Here is a 19,841-nt window from a genome sequence, read left to right as displayed (position 1 = left end):
GCAGGATGACCTGCATCACAATACAGAGAAATTCTATAGGAGGAGTAAATAATGGCTACAACGGCTAAAAAGCAAACGGAGAAACCTGTTGCTACGTTCATTGATGCGACATGGGATGCATGGAAAAACAGCATGCACATGGTGTATTCAACGCAAAAGGAAGCAGAGAACTTGACGCTTCGCGCAATGGAACAGCAACAAGATTTGTGGCAGTCATTCCAAACGAACATGAATAAAGTGCAAACTGAGCAAAAAGCGTGGGCTGACGAAGTGAACGATCAAGTAAAAGAAAACCTTGCCAATACGAGTGGCGATGAAGCAAAACGTGTGTATGAACAATGGAATGGACGTTTCGAAGAAGTTGCGAATCGCGTTGGACAATTAACGTATACGCCGTATCGTGAAATGTTCACATTGTTTACACGCTCTCAAGAACAAATGCATGATGCAATGAAGAAAAGCGTGTCGCAACAACAGAAGAACCGTGAAGACCTTCAGCCTCTTTTTGATGATTTCACAGAGCAAATGAAAAAGACACAAAACGGCTTTTATGATGTATCAGAGAAGAATCACCAATTGCTTGTCAACTATTACAAAGCATAAATAAATGAACGAGCATGAAGACCTCAGTGCTTCATGCTCGTTTTTCGTCACAATAAACGGACAGCCATCCACTTTCGAAAACGCTTACTATTTTATTGAACGATAGGAGGAGTACGACCTTATGAAACTATTAAACAAAACAACGATTATTACGGGAGGCGCACGAGGAATTGGGAGAGCGACCGCTTTAAAGTTTGCCAATGAAGGGGCACGAGTAGTGGTCGCCGACCTAAACGCCGCTGATGTGAGATCTGCTGTACAGGAACTTGAACAGACAGGCGCTGAAGTACTTGGTGTGCAAACCGATGTGTGCAAGTATGACAGTGTGAACAATCTTATGGAACGTGTGCTCGAGCGGTTTGGCTCGGTTGACGTCGTTATTAATAATGCCGGTATTACTCAAGACGCCCTGCTCACTAAAATGACGGAAGACGAATGGGATCAAGTAATGAACGTGAACCTGAAAGGGGTGTTTATCGTTGCTCAAGCAGCCGCGAAGATTATGAAAGCTAAGCAGTCTGGCGTCATCTTAAATGCCTCTTCAGTCGTCGGTACATTTGGCAACTTCGGACAATCCAATTATGCTGCAAGTAAATGGGGTGTGAACGGGATGACGAAAACGTGGGCAAAGGAACTGGCGCGCTATAATGTTCGCGTAAACGCGATTGCTCCTGGGTTTATCTCAACACCTATGGTTGATAAAATGCCTGAAAAAGTGCTAAATAAAATGAAAGAAAACGCCTTGTTAAAACGACTAGGCAGTCCAGAAGACGTCGCGAACGGCTATGCTTTTCTTGCTTCTGATGACGCAAAGTTCATCACCGGCACGATTTTAAGTATTGATGGCGGCGTTACATTGTAAGATGTAACGACCGCCATGTGTCTTATTTCAATGTGAACCCTTGATCTTTTAGGAAGGTTGTCACTTGTTGACGTCGGGGCTTGTTTAAATAGTTCGCCATGTTCTCTCCCCAACCTTCGGTACGTTTGCCGTTGGTCCTACTTTTATAGTAATCACTCGTCTCTTGCTCATATCGGTCCAATCCTTCATGGATGCGGGATCCTTCATAACGATCTTCATGAAGTACGACCTCAACAGGAACTCGGTTTTTGCCCTGGGTCTTGATCTGGATAGCCGAGGCATAATCCCATGACTGGAAATGTGTACGACGGTAATTCCAGAATTCGCGCCACTTCATGAAGGTCATTTCTTATGCCACCAATCATTACACCTCCAAGTCCATACGAACGTGCAGTGAGCAACACGTTTTGTGCAGCCAATGCGACGTCCACGGCTCCGACAATCACATTCTCGGTCTCTTCCATCTGCATCGGCGCTTCCCATTTTTCATTATTAATCTTATGTTTGTGCCAGTCTGCGGTAAAAACAAGAAATACCGGAGCCGTTTCCACCCACGGTTGTCCCCCTGCTACATCTTTTAGTGCTATTCTTTTCTCATGGTCCGTCACCCGAATGATTGTGTATGCCTGTACATGGTGAGAACTTGGTGCCCAACGAGCGGATTCGATTAAGTCGGCAATGATGGCATCGTCTACACGTTTATCTTCATATTTACGGATGGATTGATGGGATTGGATAAGTGCTCTTGTGTCTTTCATTTTGCATTCCTCCTCGGAGTTACGAGCGTACCGACCGGTGTGCTGTCTACAATTTCTCCATCTGCCATTACCGTTTTTCCGCCAATAATCGTGCGCACCGGCCAGCCCGTAATTTCACGGCCGTCGTAAGCAGATATCTTGCTTTTGCTATGCAAGTGCTCTTTTTGGATCATGTTCGTCTTCTTTAGATCAACAATGGTTACATCGGCATCCGTACCTGGATGAAGAGTGCCTTTTTGATCCGAAATGCCATACAACCTTGCTGGGTTTTCGCTCAAAAGCTGTACGATTTGGTTGATCGTCAACCGTCCAGTGTTTACTTCGTTTAGCATGAGTGGAGCTAACGTCTCCACCCCACACATTCCTGCAGGAATTTCACTCAGTTTCCCTGCGTACTTCTCTTCCGCTGTGTGCGGAGCATGGTCGGAACAGACGACCGTGATCGTTCCGTCTTGAATTCCCGCCCAAATGGCGTCTTGATCTTTCTGCTCTTTAACGAGAGGAAAGATTTTCATATCTCGTCCTACCGATTCATAATCTTCATTCGTCAAAAACAAATAGTGAGGACATGTTTCTACAGTCACATGTTGCCCGTTTGCTTGTGCTCTTCGCACCGACTCGACACTTTCTTTCGCCGATACGTGCAAAACATGAAAATGAACCCGCTCTCCTTGGCAAGTGTAATGCCTGTATCAACAGTGAGCGTTTCTGCAACTGCTGGTCTGGACCGAAGCAATGCGTCGTATGATTCATCTTCAGGGTCTTTCTCTTCGCTTAACTGCCGTATTAACTCATGGTTCTCCGCGTGTACGGCAAACACTTGTCCCGTTTTTTCGGTTTCTTTCATCATTTGATACACTTCGCCGTCATCAAACGGCTGGATAATCGACTCATCCGCATCATCAACATTGTAGAGAAGCTGATACGTCTCCTGATGAATGCCGTAACCCCAAAAGTATTTAAATCCAATTACACCTTTTTCATGCATGTCTGGAATTTGTTCACGGTTTAGCGGTCCGAGGCAAATCCCCCACAAACCAAAGTTAATGATTGCTTTACCCGTGAGGTTCTCTACTTGCGCGTCAAATGTCGGTGCATCTTTTACCGGTGGGGTTGTGTTCGGCATTTCAAACAGTGTTGTAATGCCACCTGCTGCTGCAGCTTGTGTAGAAGTGAAGAAGTCCTCTTTATGCGTCGGCCCTGGATCTCTGGAGTGAACGTGTGTATCAATGAGTCCTGGAAGTACGTGATGACCTGTAGCATCAATGACTTCTCCCGCTTCTCGCACATCATTTGGACTTGTGACTGCCGCAATCTTCTTATCACTTATGTAAATCGTTCCCGGAAAAGTTTCGTTTCCGGTGACGATCAGGCCGTTTTCAATGCGTACATCATACATATTCTCGTCCCCATTCTGTCATATTTAAGAAAAACCGCTTCATCAAGAAGCGGCCATTCTTTTTAGTTAATATCTTTGTAAACACGGCTTCCGACGGCTTTTCTTTGTTTCTGATACTTCCCGTCGTATGGAGACGCTGCATTCTGGTCCATGCGAGCAAATACGAGTTGTGCAATTCTTCGCCCTGAGATGAGGCGAATGGGCAAACGGTTTGCATTGAACAACTCTAGCGTGATCTCCCCCTCAAAGCCAGGGTCCACCCATCCTGCATTTTGGATAAACAATCCCATTCTACCGATCGAACTTCTCCCTTCAACAAACGCAGTTAAGTCATTCGGGAGCTTTATGTACTCTCGAGTTGTTGCGAGTAAAAATGAATTCGGGGGGATAATTACTTCGTCTGCTTCAAATTCAACATATTGCGCGGGGGTATCTAAAGAGATCGATTCAATCGCATTCTCATCAATCTTCAAATAATGATTTCCAAGACGGATATCGACCGACGCAGGCTGAATTTGCGCATCGTCAATGGGCTCAATCATTAGTTCTTGTTGAGCCATCATATTCTTAATGGTTGTATCTGATAAAATCAACGGATTCTATACCTCCTGAGGACACTTCTTCTGTTATTAGTATACTAGATATTGACGCGAAAAACAAAAAACCAGCAGCTGAAAAATCAGCCACTGATTGGAGGTTTCCCGTCTTCGAAATTACATTCTAATTCATACCCATGCTCGGATATTGTGTTCCCTGTCTGATATTTAACAATCCATTCATTATACTTTGTTGTGAGTGTCGTAAAAGCGTCTTCATCTTTTTGATCGAGAGCTTCATCAATGAGTCGTTCATAGCGAGCCTTTGTAAACTCATATACAGAATACTCCAACATCATACGTGCGTATAGCGACTGTAACACTTGTCTAGGTGCCCTGTACCCCTGACGGATCATTTTCAGTTTCTCAAAGAGTTCATTCTCGTAAGTTGAACCTGCCATTGCTGCTCCCTCCCATAACTCATCGTATTATTTACGTATTATGAAGCGTTCGTCCTTGAGAGTCAATACCCGAATTTTGACAATTCCAAACGTTCATTGAAAAACGTTTCTAGTATCTTATTAAATTCTTTAAGAGAACATTCCGATCAACCGAATGCTTTTTTTCTTCTTCCTGCATTTTCTTGTTGTAAATACGAACACGCATTCGTATACTGAGCATATACTCGGTTCAGGAGGTGCGATGATGCCTGTCACTAAGGATGAGCTAACGCTGATTCATTATGCGGTTATTTTGCCGCTCGTACGCAAATCTTTTCAACGCTCTCGCATTCAGGCAGAGCAGTCTCTAAGCTTGCACGAGCCCTACTTGACGCTTATTGATGAAGCACTGGCACTTGTGCATGAAGATTTACGAACATTAAAGCAAGAACAACAAACCCGATCGATTCGCGTCTACAAAATTGACAGTGACTCGACATTTTCCGAATATGGTTACGTTTGCGGACGCTACGAAGGACAAAATCGCTATGTGAACACGAACCTAAAGCGACAGACGAGCGCCTGCATGGAACGCTATCTTCACGGCGAACGGGTCGAACCGGATTTCTTTAACAACTTGTAAACGCCATACATGATTAAAAAGACGACAAGTGACACCGCTTGAAGCACAAAAATGTAATATGGCCATGGCCCAAACCAATCAAAAGGTGACGGACTTGGAGGTTTCTCCATCAAGTACATGTAATTGGCGTACGGAACAAACCAGTTCACCATAAACACACCTGCTGCATACACGTTTAAATACACCCACACTCGAAATACAGATCGAAGAAAAACATGCTTTCTATGCACGAAAAGCATATACACGACCGCAACAATGACGAGCGCATGTGTGGAGAAGAAATGAAAAAATCGAAAGTGCGGAAATCCAAAGTTCCCAACATCAGGTGTAACTAAGGTTAAGAGAGCACTTCCGACTCCAGCAAAAAATGTAATTTCAAACCAGCGCTGCCCTTTTGTAAGAAGCATCACCACAGCTGTAATCCACGTAATACTACTCAAATGAAGGGCAAAGCAAAGTGCGCACCCCACACGCCATTCACGACGTACCACATCTGATAGACGGCCTCAAGTAGAACAAACAGCGAAACGAGAACGTAGCGAAAACTTGCATCGACAGTCGGGCGACTACGAATGGCACGCCGAAAAACAGCGATTATTACACAAACGAGAATAAGCACGCCAAAAACGGCAAGGTGTGCAGGACCGAACAAAACAAAGTCCGGACTGGGTTGTGAATAGGAAAATAAGGACACCTTAGAACCTCCACATCTAGGGAACTAGACTTTAATCTGCAGATCTTCCTCCTCCTCTACTTGAGCAAACAGATCCGTCATAATTTGCATTCCTTTCCCGATCTGTTCATCAGTTGCATGTGTATAATTAAGCCGAAGTGTATTGTATTGAGGCGTGCCCGCATAAAACGGCGCACCAGGCACGTAGGCAATACCGCGACGAACAGCCTCCTTTAATAAGGAATCGGTGTTAATACGCGGGTCTACTTCCAACCAAAGAAACATGCCACCTTCAGGATCAACAAATTCCGCTGTCTTTAATCCAGATGAACGAATGGCATCGACCATTACGTTTTTGCGATGTCCATACAGGTCACTAATTTTTTGAATATGGGCATCTAAATCAAAGTTCATACATAGCTCATACAACGCTTGATGGGCTAACGAATTCGAATGCAAATCATTGGCTTGCTTTGCTTGCGCCATCATGCGAATAATTTGGTAGGGACCTACAATCCAACCCGTACGTAGTGCTGGAACGGCTGTCTTTGAGAAAGTGCTCGTGTACACAACGTGAGAACCATCATCCAAAGCAGCCATCGGCGTGTAACCCGCATCATGATATTGAATATCTCCGTAAGGGTCGTCTTCAAACACGATAAAATTCTGCTTGTGAGCAAGTCGAACTAACGCTTCTCTGCGTTCCAAACTCCAAACTCTACCACTAGGGTTTGAAAACGTTGGAACGACGTAAACGACTTTCGGTCGGTATACTTTCGCTTTTTCTTGTAGATCATCTAAGTCCATACCATTCGCATCGCAGCGAATCGGTACGATCTTCGCTTCATACGATTGAAATACTTGTAAAGCGGCCAAATACGTCGGTTCTTCAGTGAAGATAACATCCCCTGGACCAATCATTATTCGTGAAAACAAATCGATGGCTTGTTGCGAGCCTGTTGTAAGCAATACATGTTCGGGCGTAAACCCTTGTATTCCCTTGTTTTTCATCCGTTCAATGATTACTTCCCGAAGGGGAAAATACCCTTCAGTCTCCCCATACTGCATCGCCTTCTTTCCTTTAGATAATGCTCTGGAAAAGGCATCCTCAATCGCTGCTACTGGAAAAAGATCATCATCTGGCAGCCCTCCCGCAAACGATATGACATTGCCTTGGTTGACAATTTTCAAAATGTCCCTCACTGCTGATGACTGTAGGTGTCTTACACGTTTAGCAAATGCGTATTTCATCTCCGTCTCTCCTTAGTTGTGTTCTCCTATGTCTTTCACGAAATGTTTATAAAAGTCCTTCTATTTTAGCTCATTTCACAAAAAAGTCAATCGATTCACACCGTTGTCAGCCACCAAAAAACGTGCAGGGAGCCTCCCTGCACGTGAATGATTGCTATAAGAATTGAAGTAATGTCGTTGCGATTGAGAAATAAATCGTAATGGACACAATATCATTAAATGTCGTAATAAACGGACCGGATGCAATGGCTGGATCGAGCTTAAATTTGTTAATGATAAGCGGAACAACCGAACCTACCACCGCAGCCATTGCAAGAGAAATGAGTAAGGAAACACCAACAATTCCAGCTAGATAAAGGCTATCATCGAAAAAGAACGGGATAATAATTAAGAGCACAAGCGCACAGGTAATCCCAATTAACAAGCCTGTTCCGAACTCACGCCCGAGTGCACGTACGAGACCTTTCTTCTCGAAGTTGCCGAGTGCCAAGCCACGAACAACGATCGCAAGAGACTGCGTACCGACGTTTCCTGCAGAGCCCATTAACATCGGAATAAAGGCTGAGAGTAACACGACTTGCTCCAACGTTTCTTCAAATGAACCGATAATACCTGCGGTTAGCATTCCAAATAACATGAGTAGAACAATCCAAGGTGCACGCTTTTTTGCCGCTTGAAATGCAGAAATGTTTACGTCTGTTGCCCCTCTCGTGGCAGAGAATTCGGCAAGGTCTTCCGTCGCTTCTTCTTCAAGAACATCCATCACATCATCGACAGTGACAATTCCAAGCAATACCTCGGTATTAGAAATAACAGGTACAGCTAAGAAATCATATTTCTTAATGAGTTGTGCGACGTCCTCTTGATCTTCATTAACATGGACAGAAACGACCCTCTTGCTCATCACTTCCCCGATCGTTGCATCGAGAGAAGCGACCATCAAGTCACGTAAGGAAACAACACCTGTCAGCTTTTCAGCCTCATCAACGACATATAAATAATAGATCATTTCAGCGTCAGGGGCTTCATTTCTTAAACGCTCAAGCACGGTGCTCACTTGCTCTGTTTCATGCAAGCTGACAATTTCTTTCGTCATGATGGCACCGGCGGTTTCTTCTTCATACGTTAATAATTCTTTTACATCTTCAGCATCTTCATCGTCCATGGATGTAAGGATGCCTTCACGCTGATCTTCGTGTAATTCACCTAAGAAATCGGCGACATCATCAGCATTCATATGGTTGAAGACATCACCCATCGCACTGTCTTCCCAATTGCTTGCGACCTCTTTTTGCTCTTCAAGCTCTAACTCCTCAAAAATATCGGCCAATTCCGAAGGCGTCATGAGCGTATAAAACTTCTCTTTCGCCGTTTCATCCAACTGCTGAAAAACTTCCACTTGATCAACAGGGTGCAGGTCAAGAAATTTTAAGCGAAAAACAGTTGTTTGATCTTGTTCTAATAACTCAAGTAAATAACGGCTGTAGGCTGCGCGTGTTTCTTCGTTTAGTTTTACCATCGCTTACTCCTCCTGTTCAGCCGTCAATCCTCACCTTTTGATGAGGGACAGCTCTCCAATTTACCGGCTTGCACCTATCATATTCGTCTGTACTCAAACTGGGATCCATGTCGTCCCTCACCTCCCGTGTTACCTCTTGTTATTGTGGCTCGGCGTCACTACGCCCATACGAAAAAAGAGCCGTCTACGAGAAGACGGCTCACTAAAAACAAAGCTACCTGTATCACAGAAGCTTCTTTCGCTCATATCGTCTCCGTCGTAGAGCTTTAGCACTGTACGGCATAGGCATGAATGCCAGCTACATTAAAGAGTACCTTATCTCGATAATCTCTGTTCACCCATTGGCGTCTTTGGACATTTTTGGGCAGCAGCGTATCTCCGTACAGGAGCCTCACCTAACGAGGTATATTCGTTTTGATTTCGTCTACGACTATACAGCCGTCTATCTGTTCTGTCAACCATTATACTCGAACGCTTGCATCCATGCATGACGATTCGCGGCTTCGAACATAATAACCGTGACGTAAAGGAGTGAGCAAAACAGATGAAGCGTACGCTTTCAGATCGTTATGAAGAGAATACAGAACTGTTAACGAAAGAATTGAACGTTGATAAAAACTTCGACATCATTAAACACGAGTTTCAATCTGGAGGCGTCCGCCTTTGCCTTTTTCTCGTTGACGGCTTCGGGAATGATCTGTCCATCATTCATATGCTCGAAAACCTATCGAGACTGGAAAAAGATCAACTAAAAAAAGACCCCCTCTCCATTCTGCAACAGCGTATGATTCCTAATGCAGAAATTGAACGCAGCCAAGAAATAAAAGAAATCGCAACAATGGTATTAGCCGGTCAGTCTGCGCTCGTTGTTGAAGATTGCGATGAGTTATTGCTCATCGACGCGAGAGAGTATCCGATTCGCTCGCCTGAAGAACCTGACTTGGAGCGAGTCGTACGCGGTCCACGGGATGGGTTCGTGGAAACACTTGTCTTCAATAGCGCACTCATTCGCCGTAGATTACGCGACCCTTCTTTAATGATGGAGTACTTACAAATCGGAAGAAGATCTAAAACCGATATCGTGATTGGCTATATTGGCTCGATTGCCGACCTGAACTCATTCGTAGGCTTAAGAAAAAGCTAAAGGGGATCAAGATCGACGGCTTAACGATGGGAGAGAAAACACTTGAAGAATTTCTATTTAAAAAGATGATGTCACCTTATCCACGAGTTCGTTACACCGAGCGTCCGGATACGGTAGCCTCCCACCTACTGGAGGGACACGTCATTATTATTACCGACGGCTCGCCAAGTGTCATGATTTTCCCTACGACTTACTGGCATCATATGCAACATGCTGAGGAGTATCGTCAAGAACCGATTGTCGGTGCTTTCCTAAGATGGGTAAGACTCGTTGCGGTTTTTGTATCCATCTTTTTATTGCCAGTTTGGTTTTTATTGGAGGAGAATGAAGCGCTCGTTCCTGAGGCTCTTAGTTTTATTGGCATAAGTGAGTCGTTTAGTGTACCTGTATTCGTGCAAATCCTTATTGCAGAATTCGGACTCGAGATTCTTCGCATGGCAGCGATACACACGCCAAACGCACTCGCAACCGCCCTCGGTCTTGTCGCCGCCATTCTTATTAGTGAAATTGCAATTGAAGTCGGGGTGTTTACAAGTGAAATCGTACTTTACACAGCGGTTGTTGCTATGGCTGGCTATGCGACACCTAGTTATGAGATGGGGCTATGCAACCGTCTCATTCGCCTCGGGTTAATTCTAAGCGTAGGTTTTTTTGGTCCGATCGGTTTTTTCATTGCTCTAATGGCCTTCTTTTTGACACTCGTAAAAACAAAAACGTTAAATACTCCATACATGTGGCCGTTTCTCCCCTTTAACGCGCGGGCAGCTGCGGATTTTATCTTAAGAATCCCTCAACCGTACAAAAATAATCGGCCCTCGATCGTTCATCCCATCGACAAAAAAAGACAGCCGTAATGTTACCGACGCTCGCTTGCATCGCTCAAATGATGCAAGCGAGACATTCTCATAAAGACATGATTACCATTCTTCGTGAAAGCTGACAGAAGAAGTGGTATTCTGCTATATTAAAGAAGGAATACGTAGAAATGAGGCTGTACATAATCTATGAAACAACAACAAAGAATTGAACGGAGTCGAAAATGGCTCATTGTTTTCTTACTGCTAACGACGATTTCAGCATTCGGTGTCGCCATTGCCAGCATCTATGAATATATGACGCTGTTGGACATGCCTGCAACGGCCAGCACGGAGGAGATCCCTGCTGAAACAAGACAATTGCTCGGGCAAATTAGTATTGGGGCGTTTATGCCGCGACTGTTGTTTTTTCTCATTACCGCTGTCGTTTTTTTAATATGGACGTATCGACTTTTTGACGGTGCAAGTTCAGTACTTAAAGACGATTCGCTCAATAACCCTGGATGGGTTGTTAGTTTCTTTATTATCCCATTCATGAACTTCTTTTTGCCATTGCTCTCGTTTCTTGACTTATCAAAGAAACAATCGGTGCAACGGTTTGGACACAAAGAAAGAAAAAAGTCAGCGCTCGTGATCAGTTGGTGGATGTTCTTTTTATTCTCTTTGCTCGTGTCCATGACGACTGGTTTTTTTGTAACAGAAGACGCGACAGTTGGCATGTTACGCAATGATGCACTGTCTACAAGCATTTCAGAATTCACGCTTACAATTGCGGGTGTGTTGGCGGTGCTCGTCGTCAATATGCTCACCCGGCAACAAGAAGCAATCATTGAGGAGGAAAGCACATGAAACATGTCATTATTACAGGCGCTTCCAAAGGCTTAGGGCTCGCACTGACTGATGAATATCTAGCTGAAAACGCCGTCGTTCATGCGCTTTCACGGTCAATCATGCAAGTGAAGGGCGGACACCATTATGAGATTGACCTTACGAAAGTAGACGCACTCAAAGACACGTTCACTGCGATCTTTGAACAAATCGATGCCTCTTGTACAGAACTCATTCTCATTAATAATGCAGGGATGGTGGAGCCTGTCGGTACGGTCATTGAGAACACACCTGCCTCCTTGGAAAAAAGCGTAACCTTGAACTTAACCGCACCGATGGCAACATCAAGCTTATTCTTACAGAAGAGTCAACACCTTAACGTAAAGAAAACCGTTTTGAACATTAGCTCTGGTGCCGGGAGAAGCCCGATGGAAGGGTGGAGTGCTTATTGTAGTGGCAAAGCTGGCCTGGATATGTTTACGAGAACCGCGGCTGCAGAACAGAGCGAAGAAAACAACCCTGTGCTCTTTCTGTCCCTCGCTCCAGGAATCATTGATACGGGTATGCAAGAAACGATACGCAGCTCAAGTGAAGATAGTTTCAAACATGTGGATACATTCAAATCGTATAAAGCAAATGGAGACCTTGCAAAGCCAGAGACAATAAGCGGAACGATCGTTCACTCGTTACTCAAAGACGACCTTGAAAACGGAGCCCTTCTAAGTATTCGTGATTACCTCTAAATATAAAAAGCGAGAAGACCACTTAAGGCCTTCTCGCTTTTTGTTACTCTCCATCATTTCGGTTTTTACGATCATTACGTTTTAAGAAATAGACGGTAACGCCAGCAAAGACTAGCGCGCCAATCATCGAACTCGTAATCATAACGAGGTAAGGAATTTCGTTTTCATCCTCATCTTGAGGTTCAGCGACCAATTCCATAAAACTACCGTCTAACGAAAAAACGTTCATCACTAAAAATAACACTACCCACTTCAAACGATCGTTCCTCCAATCAATCCCTCCACCTTTATGTCAACCGGTGGGCGATGACAAAATGCAAAACCGTGCATGCATTTGTAGGGTTTATATATGTATGCGGCGAATTGCCCATGAAACGAATTGTATCATAAGAGTCGAGTTCGTATTCATGGTCTTGTACACTAATCTTCAATGTTCCCTCCATTACGGTGACGTATTCAACAACGCCCGTGCGATGAGGGTCAGATTGATACACCGCATTCGCTTGCAAATAAGCTCGGTACATCTCAATGCCATTTGTTTGGAACAAAGGCTCGGCGCGAAAATGTTCATTCCCACTAGAAAGTACCATCCCTCACCCCTTCTAGCAATCTCAACGTCTGAATCGACAGATAAGAGAGACGATATCGGAATGTCTAAAGCATCGGCAATTTTCCAAATGACAGCAAGGGTAGGGTTCCCTTCTCCTTGCTCAATCTTCAGCAAAGTCAACTTACTTACACCGAATTGTTTGGCCATCGCTTCAATGCTCATTTCCTTTGCCAAACGAATGCTTCGTAAATTTTCACCTAACCTTTGGACAGGAATCTGTTTCCGTTGATGATCCATAATTCCTCCTAAATTACTCACTATATCGGTTTTCGTTATTGTACCACACCGTCACTTACTGGTATACTTTAATAAACTTATATATTATTATAATATACCAAGAGGTGGTAGAATGATTGACAAACTGGCCATTAAACAAGGGTGCATCGATGCTTTTCCTTTAGCGATCGCCATTGGTGCATACGGCCTTTCATTCGGGATGCTTGCCATTCAAGCAGATTTCACCGTTTTCCAAAGCGTAATGATGAGTGTGTTTGTATTTTCAGGAACGGTACAACTCGCATCGGTAGCGATGATCGCCTCAGGCGCTTCGCTGTTAAGCATTCTTACCGCCGCAACTTTACTGAATCTTAGAAACCTTCTTTACGGAGCAACCCTTTCAAAAGGACTCCGAAATGTAAAGAAGAAATGGCGCTTTTTACTCGCGTTTGGCGTCTCTGATGAATCCTTTGTCCTCGGTACACAGAAGTTTAAACGAGACGGACCTGCTCCTGTATATTTTGCGACTGTTGCCTTATTTTTTTACATGAGTTGGATCATCGCCACGCTATTTGGTGCACTCATTGGGGATCAAGTTGATCCGTTACAATTCGGGCTCGACCTCGCGTTCCCAGTAACGTTCGCAGCATTACTTGCACCATCGTTAAAAGAAAAAGCATCGATTACGACGGCGATTTGTGCACTCATCATCGCCACGAGCATGGAAGTCACCGCACCTGGAAATGAGTTTACGATTGTCGTTACCGGTCTTGTCGCCCCATTCGCAGGCGTGATGCTCAACAAAGGAGGACACTGATCAATGATTCAACAATGGCTATTAATCATTGGGCTCGCCATATCCACATACATATCGAGGCTTATTGGGCTGGAAGCGATGACCCGGATAAAGGCATCTCCACTTGTCGAACTCTACTTTCGATATATTCCAGCAAGTATGATCACCGCCCTCATCGTTGTGCAAATGATGAGCAGAAAATGGGCACACGTATATTTCAATTCCTGTTCTTATTGCTAGTATCGTCGGCATGTTGACGATGTTGAGGTCGAAATCGCTACTCTTGTCCCTCATCACCGGCATTCTCTCAGGGATGGGCGTTCGATATTTCTTTTGAAAATCGTAGAGAGCGGAGCATGTCTCGTCAAGAGCTTTTTAAAACGTTTAATAAAGGCGTGCAGTCAGATGGTCATAGAAGCGCTATGTGTCTAAAAAAACGAAACGGGGGTACGCGGCACATCTGTTTATTTCGGATAGTGTCCCTACCCTGAACATAATCATTAAAGACAATACCATTTGTTCCCGCCCTCCCTTGATGCACTCATTTTGTCTTATATACATGACTAAATCCGCCCGTAAAACGTCTTTTGGGCGGATTTTTTGTTGTGATGACTACCAAGTTATCATCGTTCAGATTTTTTCTACGTGCTCGCTGGTGTATCTTTGTTGGTTGATCGTTTTCGTTTGACGAGCTTGATCAACAATGGATATGAGAATGATAGCAATGTGAGTAAAGCCAATACGATCGTGATTGGTGAAGCAAACAACATATCGACGGGTTGGTCATAAATGACTAATGACCGTCTTAAGTTCTGCTCCATTTCCCCTCCGACAATTAACGCCAGAATTAATGGCACAATTGGGTAATCGAGCAGACGCATGAAGAGCCCTAATACGCCCGCAAAAATGAGGATATAGAAATCAATCGTACTATACCCGAGCGTGTACGCACCGATAAAGGACAAGATCAGTACGATCGGGTACAACACTCTCGGTGGTGTTTTCAAAATCTTGACGAGAACACCAACCATGGCAATGTTAATGATGAGAGAATGATATTACCGATAAACATACTATTAATAAGTGTCCAAACGAGATCTGGACTGTTCTCAAATAATAGCGGTCCAGGCGTAATGCCGATCATGACGAGTGCACCTAGCATAACAGCTGTTGTTGCTGAACCTGGGATTGCCATCGTAAGCATCGGAATGAGTGATCCTACGGCAGCGGAACTGTTTGCCGACTCAGGAGCCACCAGACCTTCAACCGCTCCTTTTCCGAACTGTTTTTTATTTTTTGATATTTGTTTTTCGGTGCTGTACGCCAGTAATGATGAGATCGTTCCTCCAGAACCTGGTAGCACTCCGAGAAAGAAGCCAATCGGACCACTACGAACGATCGGTGCAATGGAACGTTTCCATTGATCTTTAGTAAACCATTTACTCCCGATACTTTTGCCATCAACATCTTTCGGTTGTTTGTTAGCAAACATATTGTACAGCACTTCGCCAATAGCATAAATCCCGATAATGATGACGACAAAACTAATGCCCTCGGTAAAATGGGGAATATCAAACGTGTGGCGGTGCACACCGGTTTGTAAATCAATACCAATGGTACTAATGCCAAGCCCTAAAAACATCGTAATAAATCCTTTGACCATATTGCCGATGGAAAGGGCGACGACGGCAGAGAGGGCAAAGAAAAACAGAAATAAGTACTCAGCAGGCCCGAAATTCAACGCAAAGTTTGCCAAGGGAATGGCTAAAAAGATAAAGCCAAAAATCGCCATTACACCACCGATCAATGACGCGATGGCGGCAATACTCATCGCTTGGCCTGCTTGACCATTCTTTGTCATCGGATACCCATCGAATGTTGCTGCAATCGACGAACCATCCCAGGGGTATTAATGAGAATTGAACTTCTCGAGCCCCCAAACAAAGCACCATAATAAATCGCTGCCATGAGAATGAGTGCACTCACAGGTTCCATCCCAAACGTTAACGGAATCAGCACCGCAACACCTGTTGCCGGTCCTAACCCAGGAAGAATCCCTACAATTGTACCGAGAAATGCTCCAAGAATGAGCCATAGGAGGTTAATCGGTTGAAGCGCTGTCCATAAACCATCTAACACAAAGCTTAAATCCATACCGACTTCCTCCTTACGGTAAACTAATTTCTAGCAAATAGCTGAACACGTACCAACTGCTTCCTGCCACAACGACCGTTACAATGAGATTGAGCAACCACCGTTTCTTTCCGTTAAGGAAAAACATGAGCGCTGCTAAAAAGATAAATGTGGAAATGAAGAATCCTAGACGTTCAAAGATCAATGTATATAGCAAACAAAGTGCCAATATAATTCCTAGCGTGTATATGGTTTCTTTTTTTAGTAATGCTTTTAAGTCGTCATTCTCTGTATCAAAATGTTGTCGTACCTTGACAAGGTCGATGACAGAAAAAACGAACAACCCTGCGCTCACGACGAGCGGGAAATACATCGGCCCATACGGATTGCCGAGCTGTGCATGAGGCAATTGCAACGTGAGAATAGCAAGTGCTATGCTAATGACGATAAAAAATACAGGTAAAGAGATTCGAACGGCATTCATTGCGGCTCCTTTCTACGGCGCTAAACCTGCCTGTGTAATTATTTCAGCGAAAAACTCTTGCTGCTCTTCAAAAAATGCACCTGTTTCATCACTACTCATATAAAAATCTTCGAGATCATAATTATCGAGTACGGTTTGCCACTCTTCTGTTTCCACCATCGCGCTAAGCCACTCGTCCCATTTTTCAACTTCATGCTCTGGCATATCCTGAGGGCCATAATGCCACGCCAATGGGGAAATACCATATCAATGCCTTGTTCCTGCCAAGTTGGTATATCTGGAAAACTATCTAACCGCTCCGGCGATGTGACCGCTAAGATGTCGACTTCACCAACTTCATACTGGTCTGAAAGGTCAGACATCGAGTTGCTCGTCACATCGATATGTCCACCGAGTAGTGCATTCATAATGTCTCCTCCGCTGCTATACACAAGAAATTGCAGTTCTGTCGGATCTACGCCTGATTCAACAGCGGCTTGTACAAATGAAAGGTGATTTCCACTTCCAAGCGACGGACTTACACCGATGGTTAAAGATTTCGGATCTTCTCTTAACTGTGCCATCAGTTCATTTCCATCAGTAAACCCAGCATCCGCTCGTGTTGCGACCGCTAACCACTCCGTTGATAACATCGCCAATGGGGTGAAATCTTCATGTGTGAGTTCACTCTGCTCTAACAAATTACCTGTAACGAGTAAACTTGAGTTCACCGCCGCAAAATGACCATCTTGTTGATTTAAGTATTGCCAACCAACTTCCCCGCCCCCGCCTGGCTTATTAACGACGGTAATATCTTCTTCCACTGAACCTTCAGCATCCATTGATCGTTGAATTGACCGTGCTGTCATATCCCAACCCCCGCCTGGTGTTGCCGGCGCAATAATTTCAATCGGCTGATCTGGAAATGTATCGGCCGATGAAGAAGAATCCGAACACGATGCTAATAGAAATACAACACCGATCATCGATAACTTCTTCCACATATGTAACCCTCCTTTATGCAAGTAACCGCTTTCAATGTTTATGAATATATCATTCATCATTTCCAGAGACAATATTTCGAATTTTTATTTCTTTTTATCCTTTTTGACCACCATTTTTTTGTCGATAAAAAAGAGGAACCCAACCACGGGTCCCTCCTCAATTACACATGTACATATTTTCTTTCAGGTCGACCGATGACACCGTAATTCAACTGTGTTCGTGCATGACCTGAAGCGACCAAATGCTCTAAGTATCGACGGGCTGTCGTTCGAGAAATGCCGACCGCTTGGCACGTATCTTCAATCGTTACACCGTCAGCTACATGTTCTAATGATAGCTGAACTTTGTAGAGTGTGATGGAATCAATTCCTGAAGGAAGTGACGGCTCTTCATAACCTCCACTACCTGAACTCGTTAAAAATCGGCTAACATCCGCTTCTGTAAATGCAGACGAGTGAAGAAACCAACCTCGGTGCTGTTATATTGGCGAAGCGTTGCTCAAATCGTTCTTTAGACACCGGTTTTACGAGAAAGTCATACACACCAAAACGCTTCGCAATCAAAAGATCTTGTGGTTCATCAGAAGCGGAGATCACAATGATATCCATATCAGGATATTCACTACGAATGTGCATCAAGAGATCTGTCCCCCGCTCATCAGGAAAATAAATATCTAACAAAATCAAATCGACATCGGCTGCTTTTAGACTTGAGCGTAGTTCTTTACCGTTAAGCGCTCGGCTAACCACCTGAAAGCCTTCGACGGATGTCACGTAGGCTTCATGAATTCCTGATACCCGAAAATCATCTTCGGCAATAATAACGTTCATGAGCCGATTCCCCTTTCTTTTTTTGGTAGGATAATGGATACACAAGCACCTCCAAGTTCTGAATTAGCAATTTCTAATGAACCGTTGTATTCACGCAACGTGCTTTCAACATTGTATAAGCCGTACCCTCTTCCGGATCCTTTTCGAGAATAGCCTTGCTCTACAACGAGATGTTGCTCATCACGTGCAATACCCACTCCACTATCCTCAATTTCAATGATGATGTCATCACCAATATCCGTCATAAAGATCCCAATATTCTTTTGTTTTTCATCTTGCACAGCCTCAATCGCATTGTCAATCACATTGCCTAGCATGATCGTCATTGAGGAAATAGGGATATGCGTCGGTGATAGAGATGAGCGATCTTCTATAACCATATGAATGTTCTTCTCAGCCGCCTTTCCCATACTAGCAAGAAGAATGGCTTGGATGCCTGCATCTTCAATACGGTTTAACTTAGGTAAAAATTGATCGGTAACAATCGCTTCCTCTTGAACAAAACGAATCGCCTCATCATATTGTTCTAGTTGCAATAAGCTCATAATCACATACAGTTTATTTTTGAATTCATGAGTTTGAGCGCGCAGCCCGTCCGCATAACTTTTCATTTGATCCATCATCAGTTGAAGTTGTCTCATGTCCGTTTTATACCTGAAGCTACAGATCGCTCCAACTAATCGTTTATTCGTATACATCGGACGGAGGTTCGCAATTAATGGGTAGCCGTTAAACGTCCGCTCTTCATCATATACGAAGGTCTCCTTTTGAATCACATCATGGAGACCGAGTGCTTCTATAAGAAGTATTTTGTCTTCTTCGTGATGAAGAAGCAACCGCGCCGACGGATTAATGAGTGTAATCTTTTTATCGGTATTAATTGCGAGTATGCCCTCCTTCACGGATTCCAACATCGCTTGTCGTTCAGTAAACTTACTCGCTATCTCCACCGGCTCCATCCCTAATGTATCTTCCCGAATATTACGAGCAAATAAAACGACACCGGTGCCGAGTACCGCCAAACTGATCAACGCGACAATTCCCAGTCGAATAAACTTATCCGCAATCGAACTCATCAGTGTTTCCCGAGGATACTCAACACTCACAGCACCGACCAATCGCTCCCCATTGTCAGCCATTTGTTGATAGACCGGGGCAATAATTTGGATACTCATCTCATCCAATTCAGAATTATTCTGATAGGAACCGAACATAATGGTCCGGTCGTAGACTTCATCTGATGGCGAGAGCTGCGCATTCAGATCAAGTGAATGATATACAACATTCTTTTCGTCGTCCACAACAGAAACGATGGGCTGTTGAACTTGTAGTCGAATCCGGTCAATATGTCCTTCAAGCTCTTCTTGGTCTTGAATGGCTACCGCATCGGCAATTGCTGGCATATACCCAATTGTATTTGCGGTTTGTCTAGCTAATTGTTCATACTCGCTTCTCGTATTATCAACCTCTATAGAAGCAAAAGCGATAATAAAAATAATAAATAAAAATGAAGACAGCAGTGTAAAAAAAAGAAGCATACGTGTCCGGATTTTCATTTTTTTCATTTACATGTT

24 protein-coding genes, 2 pseudogenes and 1 riboswitch are annotated in these 19,841 nt (G+C 44.0%); of the genes and pseudogenes, 8 read left to right on the top strand and 18 right to left on the bottom strand.

Going from position 1 to position 19,841, the window contains the following annotated elements; genetic code table 11:
- Positions 1-51: 51 nt before the first annotated feature.
- Both JCM19039_RS06815 and fabG read left to right on the top strand, forming a co-directional pair.
- Positions 52-603, top strand: a complete 552-nt coding sequence (locus JCM19039_RS06815) for a hypothetical protein (protein WP_042425321.1) — start codon at positions 52-54, stop codon at positions 601-603.
- 121 nt (positions 604-724) lie between these two features.
- Positions 725-1,465: a 3-oxoacyl-[acyl-carrier-protein] reductase gene (fabG, locus tag JCM19039_RS06810; RefSeq protein ID WP_042425319.1), complete on the top strand. Its 741-nt coding sequence runs from the start codon at positions 725-727 to the stop codon at positions 1,463-1,465.
- A gap of 230 nt (positions 1,466-1,695) precedes the next feature.
- Here fabG and JCM19039_RS06805 read toward each other — a convergent pair whose 3' ends face one another.
- The 5 genes from JCM19039_RS06805 to JCM19039_RS06790 form a co-directional block, all read right to left on the bottom strand.
- Positions 1,696-2,223: a nitroreductase family protein gene (locus JCM19039_RS06805; RefSeq protein ID WP_238544956.1), complete on the bottom strand. Its 528-nt coding sequence runs from the start codon at positions 2,221-2,223 to the stop codon at positions 1,696-1,698.
- A complete protein-coding gene (locus JCM19039_RS26390) occupies positions 2,220-2,837 on the bottom strand; it encodes a dihydroorotase family protein (protein WP_255343637.1) in 618 nt (205 codons plus the stop codon). The genes JCM19039_RS06805 and JCM19039_RS26390 overlap by 4 nt, the downstream gene beginning before the upstream one ends.
- On the bottom strand, positions 2,804-3,622 hold the full coding sequence (locus JCM19039_RS26385) for a dihydroorotase family protein (RefSeq protein ID WP_255343636.1): 819 nt from the start codon (positions 3,620-3,622) through the stop codon (positions 2,804-2,806). The genes JCM19039_RS26390 and JCM19039_RS26385 overlap by 34 nt, the downstream gene beginning before the upstream one ends.
- 62 nt (positions 3,623-3,684) lie before the next feature.
- Positions 3,685-4,215: a dCTP deaminase gene (gene dcd, locus JCM19039_RS06795; RefSeq protein ID WP_042425316.1), complete on the bottom strand. Its 531-nt coding sequence runs from the start codon at positions 4,213-4,215 to the stop codon at positions 3,685-3,687.
- An 86-nt stretch (positions 4,216-4,301) separates the two neighbouring features.
- Positions 4,302-4,619, bottom strand: coding sequence for an IDEAL domain-containing protein (locus tag JCM19039_RS06790; protein ID WP_042403328.1), 318 nt, complete (start codon positions 4,617-4,619; stop codon positions 4,302-4,304).
- 244 nt (positions 4,620-4,863) lie between these two features.
- Here JCM19039_RS06790 and JCM19039_RS06785 point away from each other — a divergent pair, with 244 nt between their 5' ends.
- Positions 4,864-5,241, top strand: a complete 378-nt coding sequence (locus JCM19039_RS06785; RefSeq protein WP_042425313.1) for a hypothetical protein — start codon at positions 4,864-4,866, stop codon at positions 5,239-5,241.
- Here JCM19039_RS06785 and JCM19039_RS06780 read toward each other — a convergent pair.
- The 4 genes from JCM19039_RS06780 to mgtE form a co-directional block, all read right to left on the bottom strand.
- Complete coding sequence (locus JCM19039_RS06780; RefSeq protein ID WP_042425310.1) at positions 5,199-5,681, bottom strand: TIGR02206 family membrane protein; 483 nt, start codon at positions 5,679-5,681, stop codon at positions 5,199-5,201. The two genes, JCM19039_RS06785 and JCM19039_RS06780, sit on opposite strands and share 43 nt — an antisense overlap.
- On the bottom strand, positions 5,678-5,935 hold the full coding sequence (locus tag JCM19039_RS06775) for a hypothetical protein (RefSeq protein WP_042425306.1): 258 nt from the start codon (positions 5,933-5,935) through the stop codon (positions 5,678-5,680). The genes JCM19039_RS06780 and JCM19039_RS06775 overlap by 4 nt, the downstream gene beginning before the upstream one ends.
- A gap of 24 nt (positions 5,936-5,959) precedes the next feature.
- A complete protein-coding gene (locus JCM19039_RS06770; protein ID WP_042425302.1) occupies positions 5,960-7,165 on the bottom strand; it encodes a PLP-dependent aminotransferase family protein in 1,206 nt (401 codons plus the stop codon).
- 154 nt (positions 7,166-7,319) lie between these two features.
- A complete protein-coding gene (mgtE, locus tag JCM19039_RS06765; protein ID WP_042425299.1) occupies positions 7,320-8,684 on the bottom strand; it encodes a magnesium transporter in 1,365 nt (454 codons plus the stop codon).
- 244 nt (positions 8,685-8,928) lie between these two features.
- A riboswitch (M-box (ykoK) riboswitch) is annotated at positions 8,929-9,094 on the bottom strand.
- A 134-nt stretch (positions 9,095-9,228) separates the two neighbouring features.
- Between mgtE and JCM19039_RS27850 the strand changes: the two are divergent.
- The 3 genes and pseudogenes from JCM19039_RS27850 to JCM19039_RS06750 all read left to right on the top strand — a co-directional run bounded on the left by JCM19039_RS27850 (position 9,229) and on the right by JCM19039_RS06750 (position 12,214).
- Positions 9,229-10,682 (top strand): annotated as a pseudogene (locus JCM19039_RS27850) (spore germination protein).
- Positions 10,683-10,832: 150 nt separating this feature from the next.
- Entirely contained in the window at positions 10,833-11,492 is a 660-nt protein-coding gene (locus tag JCM19039_RS06755) for a DUF4328 domain-containing protein (protein WP_042425296.1), read from the top strand.
- The gene (locus JCM19039_RS06750) at positions 11,489-12,214 is read left to right on the top strand and encodes a (S)-benzoin forming benzil reductase (protein ID WP_042425294.1); all 726 of its coding nucleotides are present in this window, start codon (positions 11,489-11,491) and stop codon (positions 12,212-12,214) included. Before JCM19039_RS06755 ends, JCM19039_RS06750 begins: the two co-directional genes overlap by 4 nt.
- Before the next feature lie 43 nt (positions 12,215-12,257).
- Here JCM19039_RS06750 and JCM19039_RS06745 read toward each other — a convergent pair whose 3' ends face one another.
- From JCM19039_RS06745 to JCM19039_RS06740, 3 genes are read right to left on the bottom strand one after another with little or no spacing between them, the layout of a single operon-like run.
- The gene (locus JCM19039_RS06745; protein WP_042425291.1) at positions 12,258-12,470 is read right to left on the bottom strand and encodes a hypothetical protein; all 213 of its coding nucleotides are present in this window, start codon (positions 12,468-12,470) and stop codon (positions 12,258-12,260) included.
- Positions 12,471-12,501: 31 nt separating this feature from the next.
- Entirely contained in the window at positions 12,502-12,657 is a 156-nt protein-coding gene (locus JCM19039_RS25280) for a hypothetical protein (protein WP_238544955.1), read from the bottom strand.
- A complete protein-coding gene (locus JCM19039_RS06740) occupies positions 12,657-13,061 on the bottom strand; it encodes a helix-turn-helix domain-containing protein (RefSeq protein WP_238544954.1) in 405 nt (134 codons plus the stop codon). The genes JCM19039_RS25280 and JCM19039_RS06740 overlap by 1 nt, the downstream gene beginning before the upstream one ends.
- 112 nt (positions 13,062-13,173) lie before the next feature.
- On the opposite strand from JCM19039_RS06740, the gene JCM19039_RS06735 reads away from it, so the two are divergent.
- Positions 13,174-13,857: an AzlC family ABC transporter permease gene (locus JCM19039_RS06735; protein WP_042425288.1), complete on the top strand. Its 684-nt coding sequence runs from the start codon at positions 13,174-13,176 to the stop codon at positions 13,855-13,857.
- Between the two features lie 3 nt (positions 13,858-13,860).
- Positions 13,861-14,076 (top strand): AzlD domain-containing protein, encoded by a 216-nt coding sequence (locus JCM19039_RS06730; protein ID WP_052398585.1) that lies wholly within the window; start codon positions 13,861-13,863, stop codon positions 14,074-14,076.
- Positions 14,077-14,477: 401 nt separating this feature from the next.
- On the opposite strand, the pseudogene JCM19039_RS06725 reads toward JCM19039_RS06730, so the two are convergent.
- The 6 genes and pseudogenes from JCM19039_RS06725 to JCM19039_RS06705 form a co-directional block, all read right to left on the bottom strand.
- Positions 14,478-15,990: pseudogene (locus tag JCM19039_RS06725) on the bottom strand (tripartite tricarboxylate transporter permease).
- A 13-nt stretch (positions 15,991-16,003) separates the two neighbouring features.
- On the bottom strand, positions 16,004-16,453 hold the full coding sequence (locus tag JCM19039_RS06720) for a tripartite tricarboxylate transporter TctB family protein (protein ID WP_042425287.1): 450 nt from the start codon (positions 16,451-16,453) through the stop codon (positions 16,004-16,006).
- A 95-nt stretch (positions 16,454-16,548) separates the two neighbouring features.
- The gene (locus JCM19039_RS06715; RefSeq protein ID WP_307190183.1) at positions 16,549-17,436 is read right to left on the bottom strand and encodes a tripartite tricarboxylate transporter substrate binding protein; all 888 of its coding nucleotides are present in this window, start codon (positions 17,434-17,436) and stop codon (positions 16,549-16,551) included.
- Between the two features lie 161 nt (positions 17,437-17,597).
- On the bottom strand, positions 17,598-17,795 hold the full coding sequence (locus JCM19039_RS27845) for a helix-turn-helix domain-containing protein (protein WP_373975243.1): 198 nt from the start codon (positions 17,793-17,795) through the stop codon (positions 17,598-17,600).
- A gap of 67 nt (positions 17,796-17,862) precedes the next feature.
- Positions 17,863-18,267: a response regulator gene (locus JCM19039_RS06710; RefSeq protein WP_052398584.1), complete on the bottom strand. Its 405-nt coding sequence runs from the start codon at positions 18,265-18,267 to the stop codon at positions 17,863-17,865.
- A complete protein-coding gene (locus JCM19039_RS06705; protein WP_042425284.1) occupies positions 18,264-19,832 on the bottom strand; it encodes a sensor histidine kinase in 1,569 nt (522 codons plus the stop codon). Before JCM19039_RS06705 ends, JCM19039_RS06710 begins: the two co-directional genes overlap by 4 nt.
- Positions 19,833-19,841: the final 9 nt, after the last annotated feature.

It is taken from the genome of Geomicrobium sp. JCM 19039, assembly GCF_000698145.1.
Lineage (GTDB): Bacteria > Bacillota > Bacilli > Bacillales > Marinococcaceae > Geomicrobium_A.
This window is presented reverse-complemented; position numbering and strand designations above follow the sequence as displayed.

What these genes read in the sequence shown, in the direction of transcription:
- JCM19039_RS06815 (WP_042425321.1), top strand. Translation starts at nt 52, where the DNA reads ATGGCTACAACGGCTAAAAAGCAAACGGAGAAACCTGTTGCTACGTTC.
- fabG (WP_042425319.1), top strand. Translation starts at nt 725, where the DNA reads ATGAAACTATTAAACAAAACAACGATTATTACGGGAGGCGCACGAGGA.
- JCM19039_RS06805 (WP_238544956.1), bottom strand. Translation starts at nt 2,223, where the DNA reads ATGAAAGACACAAGAGCACTTATCCAATCCCATCAATCCATCCGTAAA.
- JCM19039_RS26385 (WP_255343636.1), bottom strand. Translation starts at nt 3,622, where the DNA reads ATGTATGATGTACGCATTGAAAACGGCCTGATCGTCACCGGAAACGAA.
- JCM19039_RS06790 (WP_042403328.1), bottom strand. Translation starts at nt 4,619, where the DNA reads ATGGCAGGTTCAACTTACGAGAATGAACTCTTTGAGAAACTGAAAATG.
- JCM19039_RS06785 (WP_042425313.1), top strand. Translation starts at nt 4,864, where the DNA reads ATGCCTGTCACTAAGGATGAGCTAACGCTGATTCATTATGCGGTTATT.
- JCM19039_RS06770 (WP_042425302.1), bottom strand. Translation starts at nt 7,165, where the DNA reads ATGAAATACGCATTTGCTAAACGTGTAAGACACCTACAGTCATCAGCA.
- mgtE (WP_042425299.1), bottom strand. Translation starts at nt 8,684, where the DNA reads ATGGTAAAACTAAACGAAGAAACACGCGCAGCCTACAGCCGTTATTTA.
- JCM19039_RS06755 (WP_042425296.1), top strand. Translation starts at nt 10,833, where the DNA reads ATGAAACAACAACAAAGAATTGAACGGAGTCGAAAATGGCTCATTGTT.
- JCM19039_RS06750 (WP_042425294.1), top strand. Translation starts at nt 11,489, where the DNA reads ATGAAACATGTCATTATTACAGGCGCTTCCAAAGGCTTAGGGCTCGCA.
- JCM19039_RS25280 (WP_238544955.1), bottom strand. Translation starts at nt 12,657, where the DNA reads ATGGAGGGAACATTGAAGATTAGTGTACAAGACCATGAATACGAACTC.
- JCM19039_RS06740 (WP_238544954.1), bottom strand. Translation starts at nt 13,061, where the DNA reads ATGGATCATCAACGGAAACAGATTCCTGTCCAAAGGTTAGGTGAAAAT.
- JCM19039_RS06735 (WP_042425288.1), top strand. Translation starts at nt 13,174, where the DNA reads ATGATTGACAAACTGGCCATTAAACAAGGGTGCATCGATGCTTTTCCT.
- JCM19039_RS06730 (WP_052398585.1), top strand. Translation starts at nt 13,861, where the DNA reads ATGATTCAACAATGGCTATTAATCATTGGGCTCGCCATATCCACATAC.
- JCM19039_RS06720 (WP_042425287.1), bottom strand. Translation starts at nt 16,453, where the DNA reads ATGAATGCCGTTCGAATCTCTTTACCTGTATTTTTTATCGTCATTAGC.
- JCM19039_RS06715 (WP_307190183.1), bottom strand. Translation starts at nt 17,436, where the DNA reads ATGTGGAAGAAGTTATCGATGATCGGTGTTGTATTTCTATTAGCATCG.
- JCM19039_RS06710 (WP_052398584.1), bottom strand. Translation starts at nt 18,267, where the DNA reads ATGAACGTTATTATTGCCGAAGATGATTTTCGGGTATCAGGAATTCAT.
- JCM19039_RS06705 (WP_042425284.1), bottom strand. Translation starts at nt 19,832, where the DNA reads ATGAAAAAAATGAAAATCCGGACACGTATGCTTCTTTTTTTTACACTG.